The organism is Vibrio sp. 1562 (assembly GCF_033340155.1).
Classification (GTDB): domain Bacteria; phylum Pseudomonadota; class Gammaproteobacteria; order Enterobacterales; family Vibrionaceae; genus Vibrio; species Vibrio alginolyticus.
In genome coordinates this window covers 1-22,502 of the sequence record NZ_JAWOVY010000037.1, presented here as the reverse complement: position 1 = coordinate 22,502, position 22,502 = coordinate 1, and the positions used below count along the sequence as shown (strand labels likewise).

At 45.7% G+C, this 22,502-nt stretch carries 24 protein-coding genes and 2 tRNA genes; 6 read left to right on the top strand and 20 right to left on the bottom strand.

The window, feature by feature from the left end; genetic code table 11:
- The 5 genes from R7Z49_RS22065 to mutY all read right to left on the bottom strand — a co-directional run bounded on the left by R7Z49_RS22065 (position 1) and on the right by mutY (position 2,904).
- Positions 1-76, bottom strand: a tRNA-Thr gene (locus R7Z49_RS22065).
- A gap of 66 nt (positions 77-142) precedes the next feature.
- Positions 143-218, bottom strand: a tRNA-Phe gene (locus tag R7Z49_RS22060).
- Between the two features lie 100 nt (positions 219-318).
- Positions 319-1,458 (bottom strand): membrane-bound lytic murein transglycosylase MltC, encoded by a 1,140-nt coding sequence (gene mltC, locus R7Z49_RS22055; RefSeq protein WP_005381001.1) that lies wholly within the window; start codon positions 1,456-1,458, stop codon positions 319-321.
- A 77-nt stretch (positions 1,459-1,535) separates the two neighbouring features.
- Positions 1,536-1,808 (bottom strand): oxidative damage protection protein, encoded by a 273-nt coding sequence (locus R7Z49_RS22050; RefSeq protein WP_005381002.1) that lies wholly within the window; start codon positions 1,806-1,808, stop codon positions 1,536-1,538.
- 19 nt (positions 1,809-1,827) lie between these two features.
- Positions 1,828-2,904 carry an A/G-specific adenine glycosylase gene (mutY, locus tag R7Z49_RS22045; RefSeq protein WP_017635575.1) on the bottom strand — a complete coding sequence of 359 codons (1,077 nt, stop codon included), beginning with the start codon at positions 2,902-2,904 and terminating at the stop codon, positions 1,828-1,830.
- Positions 2,905-3,107: 203 nt separating this feature from the next.
- Between mutY and trmB the strand changes: the two genes are divergently transcribed.
- The 3 genes from trmB (at position 3,108) to glsB (ending at position 5,892) form a co-directional block, all read left to right on the top strand.
- Complete coding sequence (trmB, locus tag R7Z49_RS22040; protein ID WP_005384506.1) at positions 3,108-3,827, top strand: tRNA (guanosine(46)-N7)-methyltransferase TrmB; 720 nt, start codon at positions 3,108-3,110, stop codon at positions 3,825-3,827.
- Between the two features lie 17 nt (positions 3,828-3,844).
- Positions 3,845-4,873 carry a TRM11 family SAM-dependent methyltransferase gene (locus R7Z49_RS22035; protein WP_005384509.1) on the top strand — a complete coding sequence of 343 codons (1,029 nt, stop codon included), beginning with the start codon at positions 3,845-3,847 and terminating at the stop codon, positions 4,871-4,873.
- A gap of 98 nt (positions 4,874-4,971) precedes the next feature.
- Positions 4,972-5,892, top strand: coding sequence for a glutaminase B (gene glsB / locus R7Z49_RS22030; protein ID WP_005381007.1), 921 nt, complete (start codon positions 4,972-4,974; stop codon positions 5,890-5,892).
- 90 nt (positions 5,893-5,982) lie between these two features.
- On the opposite strand, the gene hemW is transcribed toward glsB, so the two are convergent.
- The 7 genes from hemW to R7Z49_RS21995 all read right to left on the bottom strand — a co-directional run bounded on the left by hemW (position 5,983) and on the right by R7Z49_RS21995 (position 11,040).
- Positions 5,983-7,161: a radical SAM family heme chaperone HemW gene (gene hemW, locus R7Z49_RS22025; protein ID WP_186584654.1), complete on the bottom strand. Its 1,179-nt coding sequence runs from the start codon at positions 7,159-7,161 to the stop codon at positions 5,983-5,985.
- 18 nt (positions 7,162-7,179) lie between these two features.
- Entirely contained in the window at positions 7,180-7,782 is a 603-nt protein-coding gene (locus R7Z49_RS22020; RefSeq protein WP_005381009.1) for an XTP/dITP diphosphatase, read from the bottom strand.
- A gap of 118 nt (positions 7,783-7,900) precedes the next feature.
- Entirely contained in the window at positions 7,901-8,332 is a 432-nt protein-coding gene (locus R7Z49_RS22015) for a DUF4426 domain-containing protein (RefSeq protein ID WP_005381010.1), read from the bottom strand.
- Between the two features lie 128 nt (positions 8,333-8,460).
- On the bottom strand, positions 8,461-8,751 hold the full coding sequence (gene yggU / locus R7Z49_RS22010; RefSeq protein ID WP_005381011.1) for a DUF167 family protein YggU: 291 nt from the start codon (positions 8,749-8,751) through the stop codon (positions 8,461-8,463).
- Positions 8,751-9,308, bottom strand: coding sequence for a YggT family protein (locus tag R7Z49_RS22005; RefSeq protein WP_005381012.1), 558 nt, complete (start codon positions 9,306-9,308; stop codon positions 8,751-8,753). Before R7Z49_RS22005 ends, yggU begins: the two co-directional genes overlap by 1 nt.
- 52 nt (positions 9,309-9,360) lie before the next feature.
- Positions 9,361-10,179 carry a pyrroline-5-carboxylate reductase gene (gene proC, locus R7Z49_RS22000; RefSeq protein WP_005381013.1) on the bottom strand — a complete coding sequence of 273 codons (819 nt, stop codon included), beginning with the start codon at positions 10,177-10,179 and terminating at the stop codon, positions 9,361-9,363.
- A gap of 159 nt (positions 10,180-10,338) precedes the next feature.
- Positions 10,339-11,040 (bottom strand): YggS family pyridoxal phosphate-dependent enzyme, encoded by a 702-nt coding sequence (locus tag R7Z49_RS21995; protein WP_005384521.1) that lies wholly within the window; start codon positions 11,038-11,040, stop codon positions 10,339-10,341.
- A gap of 28 nt (positions 11,041-11,068) precedes the next feature.
- Between R7Z49_RS21995 and R7Z49_RS21990 the strand changes: the two genes are divergently transcribed.
- Both R7Z49_RS21990 and R7Z49_RS21985 read left to right on the top strand, forming a co-directional pair.
- Positions 11,069-12,109 carry a type IV pilus twitching motility protein PilT gene (locus tag R7Z49_RS21990; protein ID WP_005381015.1) on the top strand — a complete coding sequence of 347 codons (1,041 nt, stop codon included), beginning with the start codon at positions 11,069-11,071 and terminating at the stop codon, positions 12,107-12,109.
- A gap of 30 nt (positions 12,110-12,139) precedes the next feature.
- Positions 12,140-13,246, top strand: coding sequence for a PilT/PilU family type 4a pilus ATPase (locus R7Z49_RS21985; RefSeq protein WP_005381016.1), 1,107 nt, complete (start codon positions 12,140-12,142; stop codon positions 13,244-13,246).
- A 61-nt stretch (positions 13,247-13,307) separates the two neighbouring features.
- Here the strand turns inward: R7Z49_RS21985 and ruvX are convergent, their stop codons facing one another.
- From ruvX to metK, 8 genes are all read right to left on the bottom strand, one after another.
- Entirely contained in the window at positions 13,308-13,733 is a 426-nt protein-coding gene (gene ruvX / locus R7Z49_RS21980; protein ID WP_005381017.1) for a Holliday junction resolvase RuvX, read from the bottom strand.
- Positions 13,734-13,768: 35 nt separating this feature from the next.
- A complete protein-coding gene (locus R7Z49_RS21975) occupies positions 13,769-14,332 on the bottom strand; it encodes a YqgE/AlgH family protein (protein WP_005381020.1) in 564 nt (187 codons plus the stop codon).
- 128 nt (positions 14,333-14,460) lie between these two features.
- On the bottom strand, positions 14,461-15,411 hold the full coding sequence (gshB, locus tag R7Z49_RS21970) for a glutathione synthase (RefSeq protein ID WP_005381021.1): 951 nt from the start codon (positions 15,409-15,411) through the stop codon (positions 14,461-14,463).
- Between the two features lie 14 nt (positions 15,412-15,425).
- Positions 15,426-16,157, bottom strand: a complete 732-nt coding sequence (gene rsmE, locus R7Z49_RS21965; RefSeq protein ID WP_053350809.1) for a 16S rRNA (uracil(1498)-N(3))-methyltransferase — start codon at positions 16,155-16,157, stop codon at positions 15,426-15,428.
- Positions 16,158-16,270: 113 nt separating this feature from the next.
- Positions 16,271-16,966 (bottom strand): deoxyribonuclease I, encoded by a 696-nt coding sequence (endA, locus tag R7Z49_RS21960; protein WP_053306786.1) that lies wholly within the window; start codon positions 16,964-16,966, stop codon positions 16,271-16,273.
- Between the two features lie 150 nt (positions 16,967-17,116).
- Positions 17,117-17,614, bottom strand: a complete 498-nt coding sequence (locus R7Z49_RS21955; RefSeq protein WP_005381025.1) for a SprT family zinc-dependent metalloprotease — start codon at positions 17,612-17,614, stop codon at positions 17,117-17,119.
- A gap of 68 nt (positions 17,615-17,682) precedes the next feature.
- Positions 17,683-18,480 carry a DUF2189 domain-containing protein gene (locus tag R7Z49_RS21950; RefSeq protein WP_005381026.1) on the bottom strand — a complete coding sequence of 266 codons (798 nt, stop codon included), beginning with the start codon at positions 18,478-18,480 and terminating at the stop codon, positions 17,683-17,685.
- Between the two features lie 402 nt (positions 18,481-18,882).
- Positions 18,883-20,037, bottom strand: coding sequence for a methionine adenosyltransferase (metK, locus tag R7Z49_RS21945; protein WP_186584655.1), 1,155 nt, complete (start codon positions 20,035-20,037; stop codon positions 18,883-18,885).
- Between the two features lie 315 nt (positions 20,038-20,352).
- On the opposite strand from metK, the gene tkt reads away from it, so the two are divergent.
- Positions 20,353-22,347, top strand: coding sequence for a transketolase (tkt, locus tag R7Z49_RS21940; protein ID WP_054577167.1), 1,995 nt, complete (start codon positions 20,353-20,355; stop codon positions 22,345-22,347).
- Positions 22,348-22,502 lie beyond the last annotated feature (155 nt).

The following is a 22,502-nucleotide window of genomic DNA, read 5'->3' as shown; positions in this document are numbered from 1 at the left end:
TGGTGCCGACTACCGGAATCGAACTGGTGACCTACTGATTACAAGTCAGTTGCTCTACCTACTGAGCTAAGTCGGCACACTTTATTCTTTGTGCTTTTGTCCGTGTTATAACATTTCGTTAAGACACCAACAAATCAAATTGTGGTGCCCGGAGGCGGAATCGAACCACCGACACGAGGATTTTCAATCCTCTGCTCTACCGACTGAGCTATCCGGGCAACGGAGCGCTATTAAACGGATTTTCCCGCGTTGCGTCAACCACTTTTTTTAAATAATTTCAAAAAAGTGGTTGTTCGAACGCTTTTTATTCAACTGTCACTACAAAGTTTGCTTCGAGTTAAATTCCTTTTTGAAATTTGTAACTTTTTCTAGGTAGCGACGCGCTTCTGCGTTCGGGTGTTTCTTGGTTAACGCCCAATAAACTTGGTTGGGTTGCAATGAATTAAGATCTTGCATTGCGCGTTTGCGATCACTGCGATGAAATGTGTTTAAAACTCCTCCAGTACCGCCATTGTAAGCTGAAATCATGCTGTACTCGAGAGAGGTAGGGTGGCGGACTTCTCTTAAATAACGATTTTTTAAGATATAGAAATACGCAGTACCAGTATCTATGTTGTTTTCTGGATTAAACAAATATTCAGGGCTTGGTTGGCCCGAGCGCTTTTTCACGAGTTTGAACACATCTCGTCCCGCTGTTTTAGGTACAACTTGCATTAGGCCATATGCATTTGCCCAACTTACCGCGTATGGGTTGAAACTGCTCTCGGTTTTAATAATGGCGTATATCAAGTCTTCTGGAATGTCGTATTTCTTGGAAGCTCGACGCACGATATCGGCGTATTGGTAGCTGCGTGTTGAAAAGTGGTCTTCAACCATGGGAATTTCGACGTAATACGCTTTCTTGAAATCTACATTTTTGGTTTTTATTTTATTTGCGATGAGGTATTCCGCAAATCGGTTTGCCCGCCAAGACCATTGAATTGGCTTATTGTCTTGGTCGACAACTTGTTTATACAGGAATGGTTGCCCCTCTAACGTGATACCTTTAGAGGAGAATAAGTCGACGTGCGCGGGATCGTCTGGTGTTAATAAGGTGGTGACAATCGCGTCTTTTAGGTGTTTTTGGGGCTCGGTCGGTGATACGGTCTCTATCGTGATCACGCCTTTGCGAAAGTCGACCTCGGCGCGGCTAAGGTAGTTATCGATGTACTTAACGTAATTACTCTTGCCAGCGTACTTGATTTCTTTTTTACCCCAGCGCTTTTGAATATTGCCTGAAAAGCTATTGATTAAGGCATCTAGCGCCGCAGTATCTTTTTCAAATTGTCCTGGTAGCTCAGCTAAGTTATTGGCAAAACGGTTTGTTGGCTCGTAGTTGACGTCATAAATCTTTTCGACGAATTCACGGCTACAGCCTGCCATTAAAAGTGCGGCAGCAATAAAGACAATTTTTTTCATAAGTATCAGAGTTATTGAAGGTAATAGAAAAATGACACCACAAATGGTTGTGATGTCATTGTTTAACTCAAGCGACTTTATTCGCTCGGAGGTGTGTAACCTTCGATATGAACGTCTTTTCCTTCAAAGAGGAAATTTACCATTTCTGTTTCGATCAGTTTGCGGTGTTCTGGATCCATCATGTTGAGTTTCTTCTCGTTGATCAACATGGTTTGTTTGTGTTGCCACTGAGCCCACGCTTCTTTCGAGATGTTGTCGAAAATGCGTTTACCTAGTTCACCAGGGTAAAGTTGAAAGTCTAGACCTTCGCCTTCTTTCTTTAGTCGAGCACAAAATACAGTGCGGCTCATAATGACTCCTTGTATTCAATTAACGAAGTTCGTGGGGTAGCGTTTCCAGCAATAGTTTTACTGGCGCGGCTAAACCGACTTCTTCAGGTTTAGATAAGTTATACCAAAGACCTTTGTTGCCTTCCATTATCACGTCCGGTTGCTTTGATAAATCAATCAAAATTGGCGTGATATCTAGGTGGTAATGGCTGAATGTATGACGAAAGGTAATCAGTGTTTGCTTCTGTTTGATATTGCTGGCTTGAATGCCGCGTTGATCCAGTAGCAATTCAATGTCGCTTTCTGCATCCACATGTTCGGTTTGTGGGAAGCAGAATAAGCCACCCCAAATGCCTGTTTGTGGTCTTTGCTCCAACCACACCTCATGACCATTTTCGGTGTTGTGGTGAAGCATCACGAAACGAGTTTGCTTGATTGGCTTATCTTTCTTCGGTTTTTTGCCCGGGTAGTCGAGCACATTACCTTGTTGCTTTGCCACACACAGATCAGCAACAGGGCAGAGGCTACATTTGGGTTTGCTGCGTGTGCAGACCATTGCGCCCATGTCCATCATTGCCTGGTTATACTTATCTACATCCGTTTGTGGGGTGTGCGTTTCGGCAATTTCCCACAGCTGGTTTTCAACCTTTTTTTGTCCTGGCCATCCTGCAACTGCGAAACAGCGGGATAGGGTGCGCTTCACGTTACCATCAAGAATCGCGTGTGGTTGTTTATACACAGACGATAAAATGGCGGCAGCGGTAGAGCGACCAATCCCCGGTAGGGCGTTCATTTTCTCTATATCAAGAGGAAACTCACCATTGTATGTAGAGGCGACCTCTTGTGCTGCTTTGTGAAGGTTACGGGCTCGGGCGTAGTACCCTAAGCCAGTCCAAAGGTGTAGGACTTCATCTTGCTCAGCATTGGCAAGATCGATCACGGTTGGAAAGCGCTCCAAGAAACGTTGGTAATACGGAATAACCGTAGTGACCTGAGTTTGCTGAAGCATAATTTCAGACAACCAGACACTGTATGCGGTCTTATTTTGTTGCCACGGAAGATCTTTTCTTCCATATGCGTCATACCATTCTAGGATGGCACTGGCGAAAGGTGTCACGACTTGCTCTGTATTCTATTATTGGTTAGGTGCAAAATTGCACCACATAATGGGCAAGAAGTACAACGGATAAACAGTAGGGATATAAAGAGGTGTGTCGTTGCTTTTGGGTTGCCATAGACCAAGAGCTCAACAAATACTTGCACCTAAGTAAATTCTTTGGATAATCCCCGCTTTGATTAATCAATGTGCAGGCAAAATCAATGAGTGAAGTAACCACTAACGAATACAACGAAGACGGAAAGCTGATCCGCAAAATCCGCAGCTTTGTACGCCGTGAAGGGCGTTTGACTAAAGGTCAAGAGAGCGCGATGAATGAATGCTGGCCTACGATGGGTATTGACTTCAAAGCTGAACTTCTCGATTGGAAAGAGGTGTTTGGCAACGATAACCCTGTAGTGCTTGAGATCGGTTTTGGTATGGGTGCTTCATTGGTTGAAATGGCAAAGAACGCGCCAGAGAAAAACTTCATCGGTATCGAAGTTCATAGCCCAGGCGTTGGTGCTTGTCTTGCCGATGCTCGCGAAGCGGGAATTACTAACCTGCGTGTAATGTGTCACGATGCGGTAGAAGTATTCGAACACATGATCCCAAATGGCAGCTTATCGACACTGCAATTGTTCTTCCCAGACCCTTGGCATAAGAAGCGTCACCACAAGCGTCGTATTGTTCAATTAGGTTTTGCGGAAATGGTGCGTGAGAAGCTTATCCCTAATGAAGGTATTTTCCACATGGCGACCGACTGGGAAAACTACGCAGAGCACATGATTGAAGTGATGAACCAAGCGCCAGGTTTCGAAAACATTGCTAAAGATGGTGATTTCGTTCCTCGTCCAGACGATCGCCCGCTAACGAAGTTTGAAGCTCGTGGTCACCGTCTTGGTCACGGTGTTTGGGATATCAAATATAAGCGTATTGCGTAACCAGAGGAGTTCATGGGATGTACCATTACGCGATATTAGCGAATCCGGGTCATAACCGAATTTACTTTGATAGCGCAATGACCATTGCCTGTTCTGAGCTAAAAGCAATTTTAGCTTCACAAGGCGTGGATGTGACAGAAATTGGTAGTAAAGACGTTGGCTTACCTGCTGCGTTGGTGTTTTCTTGTCAGGAAGCGCTAACCGATGAGCAGGCGCGAAGAATCGCAGCCTCTTCGATTTACTATGCGCTATTTGAAGTGCGCGAAGATGGTTTACTTCGACCAGTTCAAGCGCCCGTATTTAACACTTTCCCGGAAAGTATGAGCCAGATTTTGCGCTACACCGGGAAAACAAACGAGCAGTTTACCCGTTTGATGGTGAATATCGGCATTAGTGCGTCCAATACGGGAAGTGAACAACTGACCTTAATGGATCCAATGTGTGGTAAAGGTACAACCTTATTTGAAGGCTTGATCCACGGTTTGAACGTGGTAGGGGTTGAGATCAACGCCAAGTGGGTGCAAGAGATCCAGACCTTTATTGTTAAGTTCATGAAGAATGGCCGCTTTAAGCACAAAGTGAGCAAAGAAAAGCGCACTGCGGGTGGCAAGAAAGTGGCGGATGGTTTCGTGGTTGAAGCTGCAGCAAATAAAGAAGATTACAACCAAGGCAATCTTCAATTTATGAAGCTGTATTCGGCTGATACTCGTATCGCTGATCAAGTCGTGAAAAAGAACTCAGTTGATGTGATGGTGTCTGATCTGCCTTATGGCGTGCAGCACGGCAGCAAAAATGCCAAGGACAGCAAACTGAACCGTAGTCCACTAGAGCTTTTAAAAGAGGCTCTGCCTGCATGGAAAGTGGTATTGAAAAAGCAAGGTTCAGTGGTGTTGTCTTTCAATGAATTCACATTGAAATGGAAAGATGTCGCGGCATTATTTGAAGAGCAAGGTTGGAAGGTACTTTCAGAAGAGCCTTACATCGGTTATCTTCACCGTGTTGATCAATCTATCAACCGCAATATTATTGTGGCAGTAAAACCATAATCGACTTGAGTCGAACGAACCCTATGGAAAAGCCAACGACACGTTGGCTTTTTTTACCTCTGAGCTCAACGAGTTCTCTTGTAAATAGAAGGTAGAGAATGAAACCGACAGTGGAAATTTTGACAGATATTTTGGCGGAAGTACGCCCTTTAATCGGCCAAGGTAAAGTGGCTGATTACATTCCTGCTCTGGCAAAAGTACCCAGCAACAAGTTAGGTATTGCGGTATACACCAACGAAGGTGAGGTTATTAAGGCGGGTGATGCCGATGAACCTTTCTCTATCCAATCTATTTCAAAAGCATTGAGCTTGACGTTAGCGATGTGCTTGTACAAGCAAGAAGAAATTTGGTCTCGAGTGGGAAAAGAGCCTTCGGGGCAGGCATTTAATTCGCTAATCCAGCTAGAAATGGAGCAAGGTATTCCTCGTAATCCATTTATAAATGCTGGAGCGATAGTAGTGGCGGATTTGTTACAAACTCGCTTATCTGCGCCTCGTCAGCGCCTGTTGGAGTTTGTGCGTCAGCTTTCTGGTGATACCCATATTGTGTATGACAAAGTCGTTGCGGCATCCGAAATGATGCATGGTGACCGTAATGCGGCGATTGCATATCTCATGCGTTCTTTTGGCAACTTCGAAAATGAAGTGATTCCAGTACTACAAAATTACTTCCACGCTTGTGCGCTGAAGATGAGTTGCGTCGATTTGGCTAAAACGTTTAGCTATTTAGCAAACAAGGGCACATCGGTACAAACGGGCAAGCCTGTAGTTTCTCCTGTGCAAACCAAACAACTTAATGCACTGTTAGCAACGTGTGGCTTGTATGATGGCGCGGGCGAGTTTGCTTATCGCGTTGGTATGCCTGGTAAGTCTGGTGTTGGTGGTGGCATTATTGCGGTAGTACCTGGTGAAATGACCATTTCAGTATGGTCTCCAGAGCTTGATCCTTCAGGTAACTCGCTTGCTGGTACTAAGGCGCTTGAGCTGCTCTCAGAGCGAATTGGCCGTTCAATTTTCTAATGTTGGAAATGTGTCAACCTTATTTAGGATGGTACTGTTTCTAAATAAAAAGCCTCTCAATTGAGAGGCTTTTTTTGTTTTGGGGTTGCGTTAGTCTTCGCTTTCTTCGGCCATAAAGGCTTCGAGCAAATCATTAAGGAAGAGCTTCCCTTTTTCAGTAATTTGCCAATGGGTAGCCGTTTCACTCAGGTAGCCCATTTCTATCGCCCAGTCGATGGTTTCTTGAATCGTACTGAGCGGTAAGCCCGTGGTGTCCACATAATCTTGCTTCGGACAGGCTTCGATTAAGCGGAATCGGTTCATAAAAAACTCGAATGGACGATCTTCATCCGCGACGACATGTTCTGTATGCAGATAAGGTTTGACCATATTTTGATAAGCCGCTAAATAGCCTCGCGGGTGTTTTACCTTTGTCGTTCGAATAATACGTCCGTCGGTAAAACTGAGTTTGCCATGAGAGCCACAACCGATACCAAGGTAATCACCAAAGCGCCAGTAGTTGAGGTTGTGCTGACACTGATAGCCCGGCTTGCTGTAACCGGAGATTTCATATTGCACATAACCCGCGGCTGCAAGTTTTTGGTGTCCGAGCTCGAAAATATCCCACAAGTCATCATCGTCAGGTAGCGTTGGTGGCTTGTAGTAGAACATGGTGTTTGGTTCGATGGTCAGCTGATACCAAGACAAGTGCGGCGGTGCCAACTCAATCGCTTTGTCCAAATCTGCCAAGGCTTGTGCGATGCTTTGATCAGGTAAGCCGTGCATGAGATCGAGGTTAAAGCTGTTCAAACCGATTTGGTGCGCCAGCTTAGCAGCATTGACGGCTTCGTCTTGGCCGTGAATGCGCCCCAAACGCTCAAGCTTCTGCTGCTCAAAGCTTTGTACGCCGATAGAGATACGCGTTACACCAGCTTTGCGGTAGCCAACAAAACGCTCTGCTTCGATGGTGCCTGGATTCGCTTCCATGGTTATTTCGATTTCAGGCTTGAACGGGATACGCGCTTCAATGCCCTTAAGTAGACGCTCGATGCCTTCTGCCGAAATCAAACTCGGCGTACCACCACCAATGAAGATTGAATGCAGTGGACGAGGCGCTTCGTTAAGTCGGTATTTCTCAATGTCGGTATCCAAATCTTCTAAAAGGGCACTGATGTACTCTTCTTCTGGAATCTCGGTTTTGAGCGCGTGAGAATTAAAGTCGCAATACGGGCACTTTTGCACACACCACGGGATGTGTACATACAAGCTGAGTGCTGGGGGCGTTAACATGGTCTAATTCGCTCGTGATTACTGAGACACTTGCTCAGACAGTTGAGCAAACAACGACTTGAGCGCTTTACCGCGGTGAGACAGTTGTTTCTTACGTGCAGGTTCAAGTTCGGCTGACGCACAGTTGTCTTCAGGAACAAAGAAGATTGGGTCGTAGCCAAAGCCATTTTCACCGTGTGCTTCAGTTAGAATTCGGCCTTCCCATTTACCGTGACAGACGATAGGCGTTGGGTCGTTCTCGTGACGCATGAGGACTAATACGCAGTGGAAACGTGCTGTACGCTCTGCTTCTGGTACGCCTTCCATTGCCGCTAGCAATTTTTCTAGATTCTCTTGATCAGATGCGCTCTCGCCTGCGTAACGTGCAGAGTAAATGCCCGGAGCGCCTTTTAAGAAATCGACTTCTAATCCAGAGTCGTCTGCAATGGCAGGAAGCCCTGTTTCTTGTGCGGCATGGCGAGCTTTAATGATTGCGTTTTCAATGAAAGTTGTACCCGTTTCAGCTACTTCCGATACATTGAATTCACTTTGCGCTAATACTTCAAAGCCGAAGTCAGACAACAAATCTGCCATTTCACGAACTTTGCCTTGGTTACCAGTTGCTAGCACAATTTTTTTCATGGGAATCTCTTTTAATAGTGATAGAGGAGAACAAATCGTTCTCCTCTAGATATTCTTTAACTAATAAGTGGTTTTTAGCCTGCTTAGATCCAAAAGCTTTTGGAACATCACAACCCAATTACTCTTCAACATAAAACTTCTGGGTGAATTTAAGCTTACCTGAGCCTTTGTTTCCAGCTTTTACGTCAATATCGAAAGTAAAAGTTTCTTCGTGGGTAATTGGTAGTTCGGCTAAATAGTATATCGCATTGCCTTCTTTGACTTCACGAAAGGTCAAGGTCTGAGTTTGGCCGATAAGGTTCTTCGCGCGTCCAGCAATTTTTGCTTCTAATGCTGGCTTACCCAATGAAGCTCTATCTAACACGCTAATATTAACCACAGCGAGGTATCCATTACGTTTGATATCGTAGCTACGTGCGACTTTGGGTGTTAGGAATGTTGAGTTAAACGCGACATAGTGTACTTCGATATCTTTCATATTTTTAAACTGATCGGCGAAGCTTGGTAACGACAACAGGCTAATCAGTAATGCGGTAATCCATTTGCTCATTGTTACTTCCTCAAAGCACTTGTTATAAAACAACCATAGCTGCAATTTTACCTTGGTCAGGGGGTAAAAAATGCGTACTCAGTCGTTGGTATTAGTAAGTGTGGTACAAAATCGTAAATAAAAAGCCATCATATGATGGCTTTAATTTCTGTCGGTATCTGGGTAGGCGATTCTATCCGAATTTGTTTGTGCCGTCCTAATTCACCTTTTTCTATGTGAACCAAGCCCTTAGCGATTTTAAACTGCTTGGCTAAGAACTTAGTTAGGTGTGCATTAGCTTTGCCATCGACAGGTGGAGCAGTAATGGCGATTTTTAGCTCTTCACCATGCAAGCCAACGATTTTATCGCGGCTAGCTTTAGGTTGAATATAGAGCTTCAGGATGATGTCCTCACCATCTTGCCAAACTGCAGCTGACATTATAGCTGGAACCAAATTGGACCAATGATATCGCCCATTAAGAAGTTCGCGAACTGCAAGCCGATAAATAACACCAGTACGCTTAAATCAAGACCACCAATAGCCGGAAGAATACGACGGATTGGAGCGCACATTGGCTCGGTCAGTTGATGGAATACGTACTCGATAGGGCTGCGGCCTTGGCTTACCCAGCTCAAAATTGCACGGATCAATAGTACCCAGAACAATAGGCCACCTGCGGCTTTGATTAATGATAATAAGCCCAAGAATAAGAAGTCAGCGCTGAAAGAGACGGAACCGTTCGAAGCTATTAGGATAAGCACGACAAATTTAAGCACACACAACACGTAGGCAAACAACACGGTTGCTAGGTCAATATTCCCCACGGAAGGGATAACGCGGCGCAATGGACCAATGACCGGCTGAGTCGCTTTTACTATGAATTGCGAGAATGGGTTGTAGAAGTCTGCGCGCGCAGCTTGCAACCAAATTCGCAAAATTACGACCATGATGTACAGGTCAAATAGGGTTGAGATGAGAAAACTCATTGAATTCATAAGGTACCCTTAACAAGTGATGGATGATACTAAACGGAGTTCATCCAAATAATTAAAACAGTTTTTCCATTTCTTCCGCGCGAGCCACAGCAGCTTGCATGGCTTTAGCGACAATATCTGAAAGTTGATGTTCGTTGAATGTACGCAGTGCTTCTGCCGTTGTCCCACCTTTCGATGTTACGTTCTCACGCAGGGTCGATAGCTCAGTTTCTGGGTTGCTAACCACCATACTGGCCGCGCCCAGTGCCGCTTGCTGAACCAATAGTCGAGCGGTCTCTTTATCAAAGCCTTGCGCAATCGCTTCTGCTTGCATCGCTTCCATAAACAGGAAGAAGTATGCTGGAGCACTGCCCGCTGCGGCAATCACATTATTGATGCCAGACTCTTGCTCAACCCAGCATACTTTACCGACCGCTTCCATTAACTCTGCGGCAAAAGCTTTGTCGTGCTCGGTTACATGAGTTGGTGCGAACAACCCACTCATACCCAACCCAAGCTGTGATGGCGTATTTGGCATAACACGAACCAAGTTCAATTTGGTGGCTAGCATATCATCCAATCGTGAACAGTTGATGCCTGCGGCAATAGAAATCACCAGTTTATTAGTGAAATCGATCGATTGCAGTGGTTTACAGACATCCGCCATCATTTGCGGTTTTACAGACAATACCACCACATCCGCCTCGGTCGCAGCTTGGATGTTATCGCTGGTGGTACGGATGCCAAAATCTTGTTCTAGCAGAAGGCGACGAGCCTCTGAAGGAGCCGTTGCGGTAATGTTTTGCGCTGGGTATCCGTTAGCAACCAAGCCGGAAACAATGGCTCTCACCATGTTGCCAGCACCAATGAAGGCGATTTTTTTATGTTCCATTTGTCTGATTTCCATCATGATATTTAGAATTTGTTGTGCGCTCAGGTGTATAATGGCGCCGCTGTTACTTACTGCTCCTATTGGCGAGTAAGATGATTGCGCATTTACGCTCTAACGATTGACGACATAACTTATGTCGCGAGTGAGCGTTTTGTTGATTTAGCTGTAGTCTCGTGCGCCGAAAATAGCGGTTCCAATACGAACCATTGTACTACCAGCTTCGATTGCAGCGGTCATATCACCACTCATTCCCATTGATAATGTATCGATTTCTGGGAACTGTGCTTCGAGTGTTTGCTTCAACGTAGCCAACTTCTGAAATTCACGGAGTTGTGATTCGTAGTCAGACACGTTGGCAGGAATCGACATCAACCCTCTTAAAGTGAGGTTGGGTAGGCGAGAAATCAACTCCGCCAGCTCGAATACTTCCGCTTCAGTGACACCAGACTTAGATGCCTCACCACTAGTGTTAACCTGAATCAGAACTTGTAGCGGTTTAAGTTCGCTTGGCCGCTGATCATTCAGGCGTTGAGCAATCTTGGTTCGATCGATGGTGTGAACCCAATCGAAATGTTCAGCAACAAGTCGCGATTTATTGGATTGAATCGGGCCAATGAAGTGCCATTCGATTCGATTATCTGGATAATGCTCGGCAAAGTGCTGAACTTTACTGACGCCCTCTTGAACGTAGTTTTCACCAAAGGCGGTTTGTCCCGCTTGGTAGGCTTCGAGAATTGCCTCGACAGGTTTAGTTTTGCTTACCGCTAGAAGTTGCACTGACTCTGGAGTTCGACCACATTTTTGCTCGTCATATCGAATTTGAGAGGTGATATGTTCAATATTTTGTTGAATACTACTCATAGCTGTACTTTAGACTTAAGGATTTTAAATGGATATCACTGAGTTACTGGATTTTAGTGTAAAACATAATGCCTCGGATCTACATCTTTCTGCAGGTGTCCCACCAATGGTTCGTATTGATGGGGATGTGAGAAAACTAGGCATTCCAGCGTTTACACACCAAGAAGTGCATCGTTTGGTTTTCGAAATCATGAACGATGCCCAACGCAGTGAGTTCGAAGAAAAACTCGAAGTCGATTTCTCTTTTGAGTTGCATAACGTTGGCCGTTTCCGTGTCAACGCTTTCAACCAATCTCGCGGTTGTGCGGCAGTATTCCGTACCATTCCAAGTAGCATTCCAACTCTGGAAGAGCTAGAAGCGCCAGAGATCTTCAAAAAAATTGCGAACGCTGAAAAAGGCTTAGTTCTGGTCACTGGCCCAACAGGTTCAGGTAAATCGACGACCTTAGCAGCCATTGTTGACTACATTAACCGTAATCACAACAAGCACGTACTCACAATTGAAGATCCGATTGAATTTGTTCACAACAACAATAAATGTTTGATCAACCAGCGTGAAGTTCACCGTGACACCCATAGTTTCCAAAACGCACTGCGCAGCGCATTGCGTGAAGACCCGGATGTCATTCTGGTTGGTGAGATGCGTGACAAAGAAACCATCAGCCTTGCGTTAACGGCGGCGGAAACGGGGCACTTAGTGTTCGGCACGTTACATACCAGCTCGGCGGCAAAAACCATTGACCGTATTATCGATGTGTTCCCTGGCAGCGATAAAGACATGGTGCGCTCGATGCTTTCTGAATCCCTTCGTTCGGTTATCGCACAAAAATTATTGAAACGTAATGGTGGTGGCCGTATTGCATGCCATGAAATTATGATGGCAACGCCTGCGATTCGTAACTTGATCCGCGAAGACAAAGTCGCGCAGATGTATTCGATCATTCAAACAGGTGCGGCTCACGGCATGCAAACCATGGAGCAAAATGCTCGTCAGTTAATGGCGCAAGGCATGGTTGCTCGTGAAGAGGTCGATAGTAAGATCGGATTAGAAGTGCAGCAATTCTCGTAACGTTCATACAGATAATGGTGAATACGGAAGATGGATCTAGATAAATTTCTCGAAGGCATGTTGGCGCTGAAAGCGTCGGATCTTTACATCACGGTTGGAGCGCCAATTCTATTTCGTGTGGATGGCGAATTGCGTCCGCAAGGGGAAAAACTCACCGAGAGTGATGTGGCTGCATTACTCGACAGCGCTATGGAACCAGATCGGCGTCAGGAATTTCGTAAAAGTCGCGAGTCGAATTTTGCCATTGTGAGAGATTGTGGTCGCTTCCGTGTGAGTGCCTTTTTTCAACGCGAGTTACCAGGCGCAGTGATTCGTCGTATTGAAACTAATATTCCTACTTTTGAGCAGTTAAAGTTACCGTTAGTGTTGCAAGATTTGGCGATAGCTAAGCGTGGTTTGGTGCTGGTGGTCGGTGCTACTGGGTCGGGTAAATCGACCACCATGGCGGCGATGACAGGCTATCGAAACAGCAATAAAACCGGGCACATTTTGACGGTCGAAGATCCGATCGAGTTCGTGCATGAACACAAGCGCTGTATCGTGACTCAACGTGAAGTTGGGTTAGATACGGAAAGCTATGAAGTTGCGCTTAAAAACTCGCTGCGCCAAGCACCAGATATGATTTTGATTGGTGAGATCCGTAGCCGTGAAACAATGGAATACGCGATGACCTTCGCCGAAACGGGTCACCTGTGTATGGCAACGTTGCACGCCAACAATGCAAACCAAGCTTTAGAGCGCATTCTTCACTTGGTACCGAAAGATCAAAAAGAACAATTCTTGTTCGATTTGTCGATGAACCTAAAAGGCGTGGTTGGTCAGCAGCTGATCCGAGATAAAAATGGGCAGGGACGTCATGGTGTATTTGAGATCTTGCTAAATAGTCCACGTGTGTCGGATTTGATTCGTCGCGGAGATTTACATGAGTTGAAGTCAACCATGGCTCGCTCAAATGAGTTTGGTATGCTGACGTTCGATCAATCTCTTTATAAGTTAGTGATGCAAGGTAAGATCAGCGAAGAGGATGCACTACATAGTGCCGACTCAGCGAATGATCTGCGCTTGATGTTGAAAACGCAGCGTGGTGAAGCATTCTCTACGGGCAGTTTGGCGAACGTTAAGATCGATATGGATTAATCCAATCCAGAAACAAAAAAGGTTGGCAGGAGCCAACCTTTTTTCATTGTGCTTGAAGTGTTTACTCACCCCAAAGAGCTTCAAACCAGCTTTCTAGAATCACCACTGCTGACTGGCAGTCAACATTACCTTTCGATAGGGCTTTGTAGCCGCCCATGCTGAACAACTCCGCACGAGCTTCTGCAGTAGATAAACGCTCATCATGCAGTTCAACAGGCAATCCGTATCGGCCTTGCAGACGCTTAGCAAATTTTCGTGCACGAGGGGTTATGGTCTCAAGGTCTTTACCATGCAGATCGGTCGGTAAACCGACCACTAGCAAATCTGGTTGCCACTCTTTGATTTGCTTTTCGATATCGTCCCAGTTTGGAATACCGTCATTGGCTTTAAAGGCTTTTAATGGGGAAGCTGTACCAGTAATTTCTTGGCCAATAGCGCTACCAATGCTTTTGGTTCCAAAGTCAAAAGCCATAATTGTGCGTGACATAAGGTGTCTCTATCTAATGTAACTGTATATTTGGACTAAGCATGTCCAGAGTCTGCTGAAAGGTGACTTGGGTCGATACCCAGCTTTTCGACCGCTTTCTTCCAACGCTCGTTGATTGGTGTATTAAAGATAATTTCAGGCGTCGCTTCAATGGTGAGCCAAGAGTTTTCGACCAGCTCACTTTCTAATTGGCCTGCACTCCAACCGGAGTAGCCAAGTGCCACTAAGTAATCACTTGGTTCTGCTTCTGTTCCTAACACCGACAGAATATCACGCGAAGTGGTTACCGCGAGGTCATCGGTCATTTGGACGCTGGACTCGTAGTAATCTTTGGGTTTATGCAAAATAAAACCACGATCTTCCGAGATTGGGCCGCCATTGTAGACTGGTCTATCTAGACTGGCTTCAAACAGGCGAGGGTGTACTGGCTGAACTTCCACCTGCTTGAGCATGTTGCCGACGGTGATATCAACAGGAGCATTGATCATCAGCCCCATAGCGCCGTCTTCGTTGTGCTCACAAACGTAGATCACGCTGTTTTGAAAGTACGGATCTTTCATCCCAGGCATGGCAACCAAAAAGTGATTTGTGAGATTCATACTCATACTGACCCTTAACTCTCGTAAATGCCCTTAAGCAAACATCATACAGTTTACCATCTAGGTATGTGCATGAGTTTGCTTAAGTTAATGTACTACGCTCTCTATTAACTGTAATACAGTTTGAGTTATTCGCCTTTTACTCGACGCTCAATCGCATCCATCAGCTTGCCTGTGATTGAGATATCAAAAGCTGCTTCAATTTCGCGAATACAGGTTGGGCTGGTGACGTTGATTTCTGTTAGCTTGTCGCCAATTACGTCAAGGCCAACAAAGATAAGGCCTTTTTCTTTCAATGTCGGAGCAACGGTTTGCGCAATTTTGAGGTCGGTTTCGCTTAGCGGACGAGCTTCACCAGTACCACCAGCGGCTAGGTTGCCGCGCGTTTCGCCTTTAGCAGGAATGCGTGCTAGACAGTAAGGCATAGGTTCGCCATCTACCACTAAGATACGTTTGTCACCGTTGCTGATATCTGGCACGAAGGTTTGCGCCATTGCGTAGTTTTGACCGTGGTTAGTCAATGTCTCGATGATCACAGAGACGTTTGGATCGTTTTCTTTTACACGGAAGATGGACGCGCCACCCATACCATCAAGCGGTTTCAGGATGACATCACCATGTTTTTCACGAAATTCTTTAATTTTCTCTGCTTTTCGCGTCACGATCGTTGTAGGTGTCAGCTCTGGGAACCATGCCGTAAACAGCTTTTCGTTACAATCACGTAAGCTTTGAGGCTTGTTAACGATCAGTGCACCTTGTTCTTCTGCACGCTCAAGGATGTAAGTCGCGTAGATGTATTCAGTATCAAACGGAGGATCTTTACGCATTAGCACCGCGTCTAGCTCAGACAGTTCGATAGTTTGCTCTGATTTGAACTCGTACCAACCGTTTGGATCTTCTTTTAGTTCTACCACTTTAGTATCTGCAATGGCAACGCCTTGATCGAGATGCAGATCATTCATTTCCATGTAGTGGATTTCATAGCCGCGTCGTTGCGCTTCAAGCATCATGGCAAAGCTAGAGTCTTTTTTGATGTTAATGGACGAGATTGGGTCCATTACGATACCGAGTTTGATCATTATTTTTCTCCGTTTTAACCAAGATCGCCGAAACGAACTTGTAAGGCTGTAATTGCTGTCAGAGCCGCTGTTTCGGTACGCAGAACGCGAGGGCCGAGTAGCGTTTCTTCAAATTGGTATTCTCGAGTCATCTCGATCTCTTCAGACGATAAACCGCCTTCAGGACCGATCAGTAGGCGCACTTTTTCAACCGGGGTTGGCAAAGTGTTGATTGAGTATTTAGCACGAGGGTGAAGGTTAAGCTTTAAACCATCGTACTCTTCTTTACACCACTCTTCCAAGCTCATAATTGGACGAATTTCGGGCACGACATTACGCCCACATTGCTCACAGGCACTGATGGCGATTTTCTGCCATTGCGCGAGTTTTTTCTCAAAACGCTTTTGGTCAAGCTTGACGCCACAACGTTCAGAAATCAGAGGAGTGATGGTATTGACGCCAAGTTCAACAGACTTTTGGATGGTGAACTCCATCTTATCGCCACGTGAAATGACTTGACCAAGGTGCAGATCTAAAGGGGATTCAATACTGCTTTCTACACGCTCGGTGATGTTAACCAAAACTGATTTCTTGCTGACTTCACTGATAACCGCTGGGAACTCTGCGCCACTGTCGTCAAAAAGGAGAACGTCTTGGCCTTCTTTCATGCGCAAAACACGACCGATATGGCCTGCTGCGTCGTCACTTAAAGCAAGTGAGCCAAGTTGATGAATGGTTTCTGGATGATAAATTCGAGGGGTACGCATGAGATTTCCAGCAAGAGAATAAACTTAAACCCTAACATGGATGCTTTGCACCGAAAAAACAAGGGGCAAGAAGCGTTTCAATATCAGTAATTGAAACGCTTCGAGGTCGGAGGTTACAGTGCGCGGCAGGCTTCTTGAACAAATGGGTTGTGATTGCCCTGTACTTTTGCAATGCGCTCGTCACGCTCACATTCCCATTTATCGACAGGATAGGTTTTGTTCCAAGCACTCATTAATTGCGTTTGCTGCTTCGACAGTTTGAAACCGTACTCTTTGCTCATGTATAGATAGGTACGAGCAATTGAGCCACGCGCACGGTCTGGTGGCATGACTTTACGCTGCTTAAAGTTCACTTGCATCTCACAGCGACCATAACTCACGCCATCCATACCGTTCCATTGGCTGAAGTTGTAGTTCGAACGGTCACCGTTTACTTCACCAATAGCAGGAGTTAGGTTGTGCAAGTCTGCTTCCATCAAACGAAAAGTTTTGTCTTTTTTCTTACAGTTTTTACGTCCGCCATCTTGCCAGCATTGACGCTGGTGGCCAAATTGCCACGCAGGAACAACGTGCTCCCATTCGATTCGTGCAGCCCGTTTTTCTTGTTTACGGACTTGGTAACCGCAAGAGGCTAAATCGGGTAAGCCTTTCTTGCCTTGCCATTGAATGTTACAGCCACAGTAGAAGCTTGTTGGATGGTCTTGATAAATTTTGACCGCCTCACGTTTGGCAGCAGAGAATGAGCTCGGTGGCGCGGCAATCGCAGTGCTAGAAAGCGCGATAAGCAACAGAGAGAGTAAGTATTTCATGATAAAAGTCTTTATAAAGTATGACTTTATTCATGATAACACGCACAAAATAGCTTTAGTGATGAGTAAGTTAACAATAGTTGGCGAAGGGAAGGTTTTGATCAACTCGATCTTTATTTTGGGAACGCAAGTAACACTATGAGGTAAGGGCTACGATAATTGAATACCGGTGAAGTTAAGTGGTTGGCGGCATTTTTGACAAGAGTACGTCGCCTCTTTGCGCAGCACTTTATTATGACGGCGAATCGATAGAGGGTAGGTCATACAACCACAACGATACTCAAAGGTTTTACCTTGAACGGATTTTACTTCAAAGCTGTGAGTGGTTTTGGCTGGTACGTTAAATACGGCTTCCATGACGCCTTTCCATTCTTTACCGTGAGGCCTAACTCGCCCGTAAACCTGATAAGTAATCAGGTGTGCTACTTCATGAGGAATGACTTCATCTAAGAATGCTTGGGTGTTTTCGCGAAATAAAACAGGGTTTAGGCGTACTTGATTTAATTGAAGGTAGGCTTTTCCTGCCGCTTTCCCACGGACGTCGAAGGTGATTGTTGGAATCGGGAAAGAACGTTTGAAAGCTTGTTCCGCCATCGCGATACAGCCCGCCATCACTTGCTTGGCTTTATAGCTGAGTTCTATATCCACAATTCACCTCGATAAATCAAATAAAAAAGCCCCCGCATTTGCGAGGGCCAGATCATAGCATCAGTTAATTATGGTGTGTGTTTTTTCTTGATGGTGGCATGGTAAGCGTGCCATGTACCGTAGCCTAGAATTGGCATGGTAAACAACATTCCGATCCCGTAGGTCGCAAAGCCGATAAGAATACCGCCACAGATGATCGCTGCCCAAACAATCATTGCTGGAATGTTGGATTTCACTGCATTAAAGCTGGTAAATACAGCGGTCATCATGTCTACGCGACGCTCCATCATGAGCGGAATAGAAAAGGCTGAAATACTAAACACCACACAAGCCAAAACAAAGCCAACTAAAGAGCCGATGACAAGGAAGGGTAGAAACTCACTTAAAGGTGCCCCTTGAACAGAAGGGTAGAGCGCATGAAGTAGAGCGGCAATGCGCATCCAAAATATCATACACACTGCGAGTAACACGGCGAACGCCCATTGAGATGTTGAGTTACGACCGATCGCTTTCATTGAATGGAACAAGCTTGCTTTGTGTCCGCGCTCTCTCTCCCAACTGGCATCATACAAGCCGAGCGCGAGAAACGGACCGATTAACATGTAAACAATCAAACTGGGCATGACGACCAAGTGTGTGCCTTGCCACTGTACGAGCAAAACAATGCCTATGGCTGCTGCCATAAAACAGATGCCATAGAAAGCACTAATAAGCGGCATTCGCACGAAATCATGCAGACCTAATGCGAGCCAATGAAAAGGTGCAGAAAGATTGACCGTATTGCACGGTATGGTTCTGGCGTATTCGTTGTCTGGCACTTCCTTTCGCTTGTTGTGGAAGTCCGATGGATTAACAGTTCGAGGCATAACTCCTCCTTGATTTATTCCCACATTATCCGCTTATACCAACTGACAGCGGTTTTTGTTCAGTCAAACTTGAAGCGACTTTTTCAAGTTTACATCTGAGCATTGGCTTAGTTTGGTATCGGCCATAAAGATGCCTGACTCATGTCTTTACTTAAGTGTTGCTTCCACAGTCGCCAGCATCCGACGTCTCTATTTAAATTGGAGTTAACAATATTTTAACTATTGGCGGAGATGGGATAATTTACAAATAATTGCTTAAAATTTATTCGGTATAAAAATGAGGGAGAAACAGGACTGCTTTGTGGGGCAGGGCGGTATGAGCCGAAATGGCTAGATAAAAGTTGCTGAAAATAAAAAGCCCCCACCATAGGCGAGGGCTTGATTGATTCTTGCTTGGCTTGATTATTTGATGCCAGCGAAATCGCGTAGAAGTGCAGCTTTGTCTGTCGCTTCCCACGGGAATTCTTCACGACCGAAGTGACCGTAAGCCGCTGTCTTCTTGTAGATAGGTTGAAGAAGGTTAAGCATTTCTTGTAGACCGTATGGACGTAGGTCGAAGAATTGACGAACCGCTTCAATGATGATGTCGTGAGATACTTTCTCAGTACCGAACGTTTCCACCATGATAGACGTTGGATCAGCAACACCGATTGCGTAAGAAAGTTGGATCTCACAACGGTCAGCCATGCCTGCGGCTACGATGTTTTTCGCTACGTAGCGTGCTGCGTATGCTGCACTACGGTCAACTTTTGATGGATCTTTACCAGAAAACGCACCGCCACCGTGACGAGCTGCGCCGCCGTAGGTATCTACGATGATCTTACGACCAGTTAGACCACAGTCACCCATAGGACCGCCGATTACGAAGCGACCGGTTGGATTAATGAAGAAGTTTGTTTCTTTGTTGATCCACTCAGAAGGTAGCACTGGCTTAATGATCTCTTCCATTACCGCTTCACGCAGGTCTGAAGTTGAGATTGAGTCACAGTGTTGAGTTGAAAGAACAACCGCGTCGATACCAACGATGTTACCTTGATCGTATTGGAATGTTACCTGAGATTTTGCATCAGGACGCAACCAAGGTAGTGTGCCGTTTTTACGAACTTCTGCTTGCTTTTGAACAAGACGGTGAGAGTAAGTAATTGGCGCTGGCATTAGTACTTCAGTTTCGTTACAAGCGTAACCAAACATGATGCCTTGGTCGCCTGCACCTTGTTCTTTAGGGTCAGTTTTATCAACACCTTGGTTGATATCTGGCGACTGTTTACCGATTGTGTTTAGTACCGCACAAGAATCTGCGTCAAAGCCCATATCTGAATGTACGTAGCCGATTTCACGAACGGTTTCACGAGTTAACTCTTCGATGTCTACCCATGCTGAAGTCGTGATTTCACCACCCACCATTACCATACCGGTTTTAACGTAAGTCTCACATGCAACACGAGCCTTTGGATCTTGCTCTAGAATCGCGTCAAGAACCGCATCAGAAATCTGGTCTGCAATTTTATCTGGATGACCTTCTGATACTGACTCAGAAGTAAACAGGTGCTTAGCCATGTTAGCTCCACTATATCTGGTTTAAAACTGGGGAATGATAAACTCTCCAGCGCAAATTAATACTAATTTTTGTAGGTGTATCTACATCTAGACGTCTATTCTAAATTTGATTGCTCGAATTACAAGCTCTTTTTTGGTTTTTGTTATAACCAAACGTTTGCCTGATTTATTGATAATTTTAAGAACTTCGAACGATTTGGCGCGAAAGGTGCAATATTTGTGAGGTTTTGGACTGGAAAACGTTTGCACACCCAACAGGGCTTTGAGAGAATTATGACCTACTTTTCGTTTCGCTTAATGTACTCAGGAGCAGACATGTCGTCTCGTAAACATCTTGCCAATGCAATTCGTGCTCTAAGCATGGATGGTGTTCAACAAGCTAACTCAGGCCACCCAGGCGCACCAATGGGTATGGCTGATATCGCTGAAGTTCTTTGGCGCTCTCACCTAAACCATAACCCTTCAAACCCAGAGTGGGCCGACCGCGATCGCTTTGTGCTGTCAAACGGTCATGGGTCAATGCTTATTTACTCTCTACTGCACTTAAGCGGTTACGAGCTATCTATTGACGATCTGAAAAACTTCCGTCAATTGCACTCAAAAACCCCAGGTCACCCAGAGTACGGCTACGCGCCTGGTATCGAGACAACAACTGGTCCTCTAGGTCAAGGCATCACTAACGCTGTTGGTATGGCGATCGCAGAGAAAGCACTAGCGGCACAGTTCAACAAAGAAGGTCACGATATCGTTGACCACTTTACGTATGTGTTCATGGGTGACGGCTGTCTAATGGAAGGCATCTCGCATGAAGCATGCTCTCTTGCTGGGACGTTAGGTCTAGGCAAACTGATCGCGTTCTGGGATGACAACGGCATTTCTATCGACGGTCACGTTGAAGGCTGGTTCTCTGACGATACACCTAAGCGTTTTGAAGCGTACGGCTGGCATGTAATCCCAGCAGTCGATGGTCACGACTCAGACGCGATCAACGCAGCAATTGAAGCAGCAAAAGCGGACCCACGTCCTACGCTTATCTGTACCAAAACAATTATCGGTTTCGGTTCTCCTAACAAGTCTGGTTCGCACGACTGTCACGGTGCACCACTAGGTCACGATGAAATCCAAGCGGCTCGCGAATACCTAGGTTGGGAGTACGGCCCATTTGAGATCCCGGCAGATGTTTACGCTGAGTGGGATGCAAAAGAAGCGGGCGCCGCGAAAGAAGCAGCTTGGAATGAAAAATTCGAAGCATACGCTGCAGCTTACCCTGCAGAAGCGGCAGAGCTTAAACGTCGTCTAAACGGCGAACTTCCTGCACAGTGGGAAGAAAAAGCGAACCAAATCATTGCCGATCTTCAAGCAAATCCAGCGAACATTGCATCACGTAAAGCGTCGCAAAATGCACTAGAAGCGTTTGGTCAAATGCTTCCTGAGTTTATGGGTGGTTCTGCTGACCTAGCGCCTTCTAACCTGACCATGTGGTCTGGTTCTAAGTCTCTAGAAATGGAGGACTTCTCTGGCAACTACATCCACTACGGTGTGCGTGAATTCGGTATGACCGCTATCATCAACGGTATCGCATTGCACGGTGGTTTCGTTCCTTACGGCGCAACATTCCTAATGTTCATGGAATATGCTCGTAACGCAATGCGTATGGCTGCGCTGATGAAAATTCAGAACATCCAAGTTTACACGCATGATTCGATCGGTCTTGGCGAAGATGGCCCAACTCACCAACCTGTTGAGCAAATGGCGTCTCTACGTGTAACTCCAAACATGAGCACATGGCGCCCATGTGACCAAGTTGAGTCTGCAGTTGCATGGAAACTAGCGATTGAACGTAAAGATGCACCAACTGCACTTATCTTCTCTCGTCAAAACCTAGCGCAACAAGAGCGTACTGCTGAACAAGTCGCAGACATCGCGAAAGGTGCTTACATCCTGAAAGATAGCGAAGGTAAGCCTGAGCTAATCCTTATCGCAACAGGTTCTGAGGTTGAGCTTGCAGTGAAAGCCGCTGAGCAACTAACTTCAGAAGGCAAGAAAGTACGCGTTGTTTCAATGCCATCAACAGACGCATTCGACAAACAAGACGCTGCTTACCGTGAATCTGTACTGCCATCAGACGTAACGGCACGTATCGCTATTGAAGCGGGCATTGCGGATTTCTGGTACAAGTACGTAGGCTTCGACGGTCGCATCATCGGTATGACAACATTCGGTGAATCAGCACCTGCTGGTCAGCTATTCGAGATGTTTGGCTTCACGACTGAAAACGTAGTGAACACAGCTAAAGAATTGCTAGCGTAATTGCAGGACCATCTAAACAGTCGAACGTAAACGACAACTGTTAGATGCTAAAGTTAGAAAGGCCATCATTATGATGGCCTTTTTATTTTCAGCCCTAAACCACCTACTTCAGTAGGTGGTTATCATCCGTTTCGGCTTTGCCTGTAAAACTACTC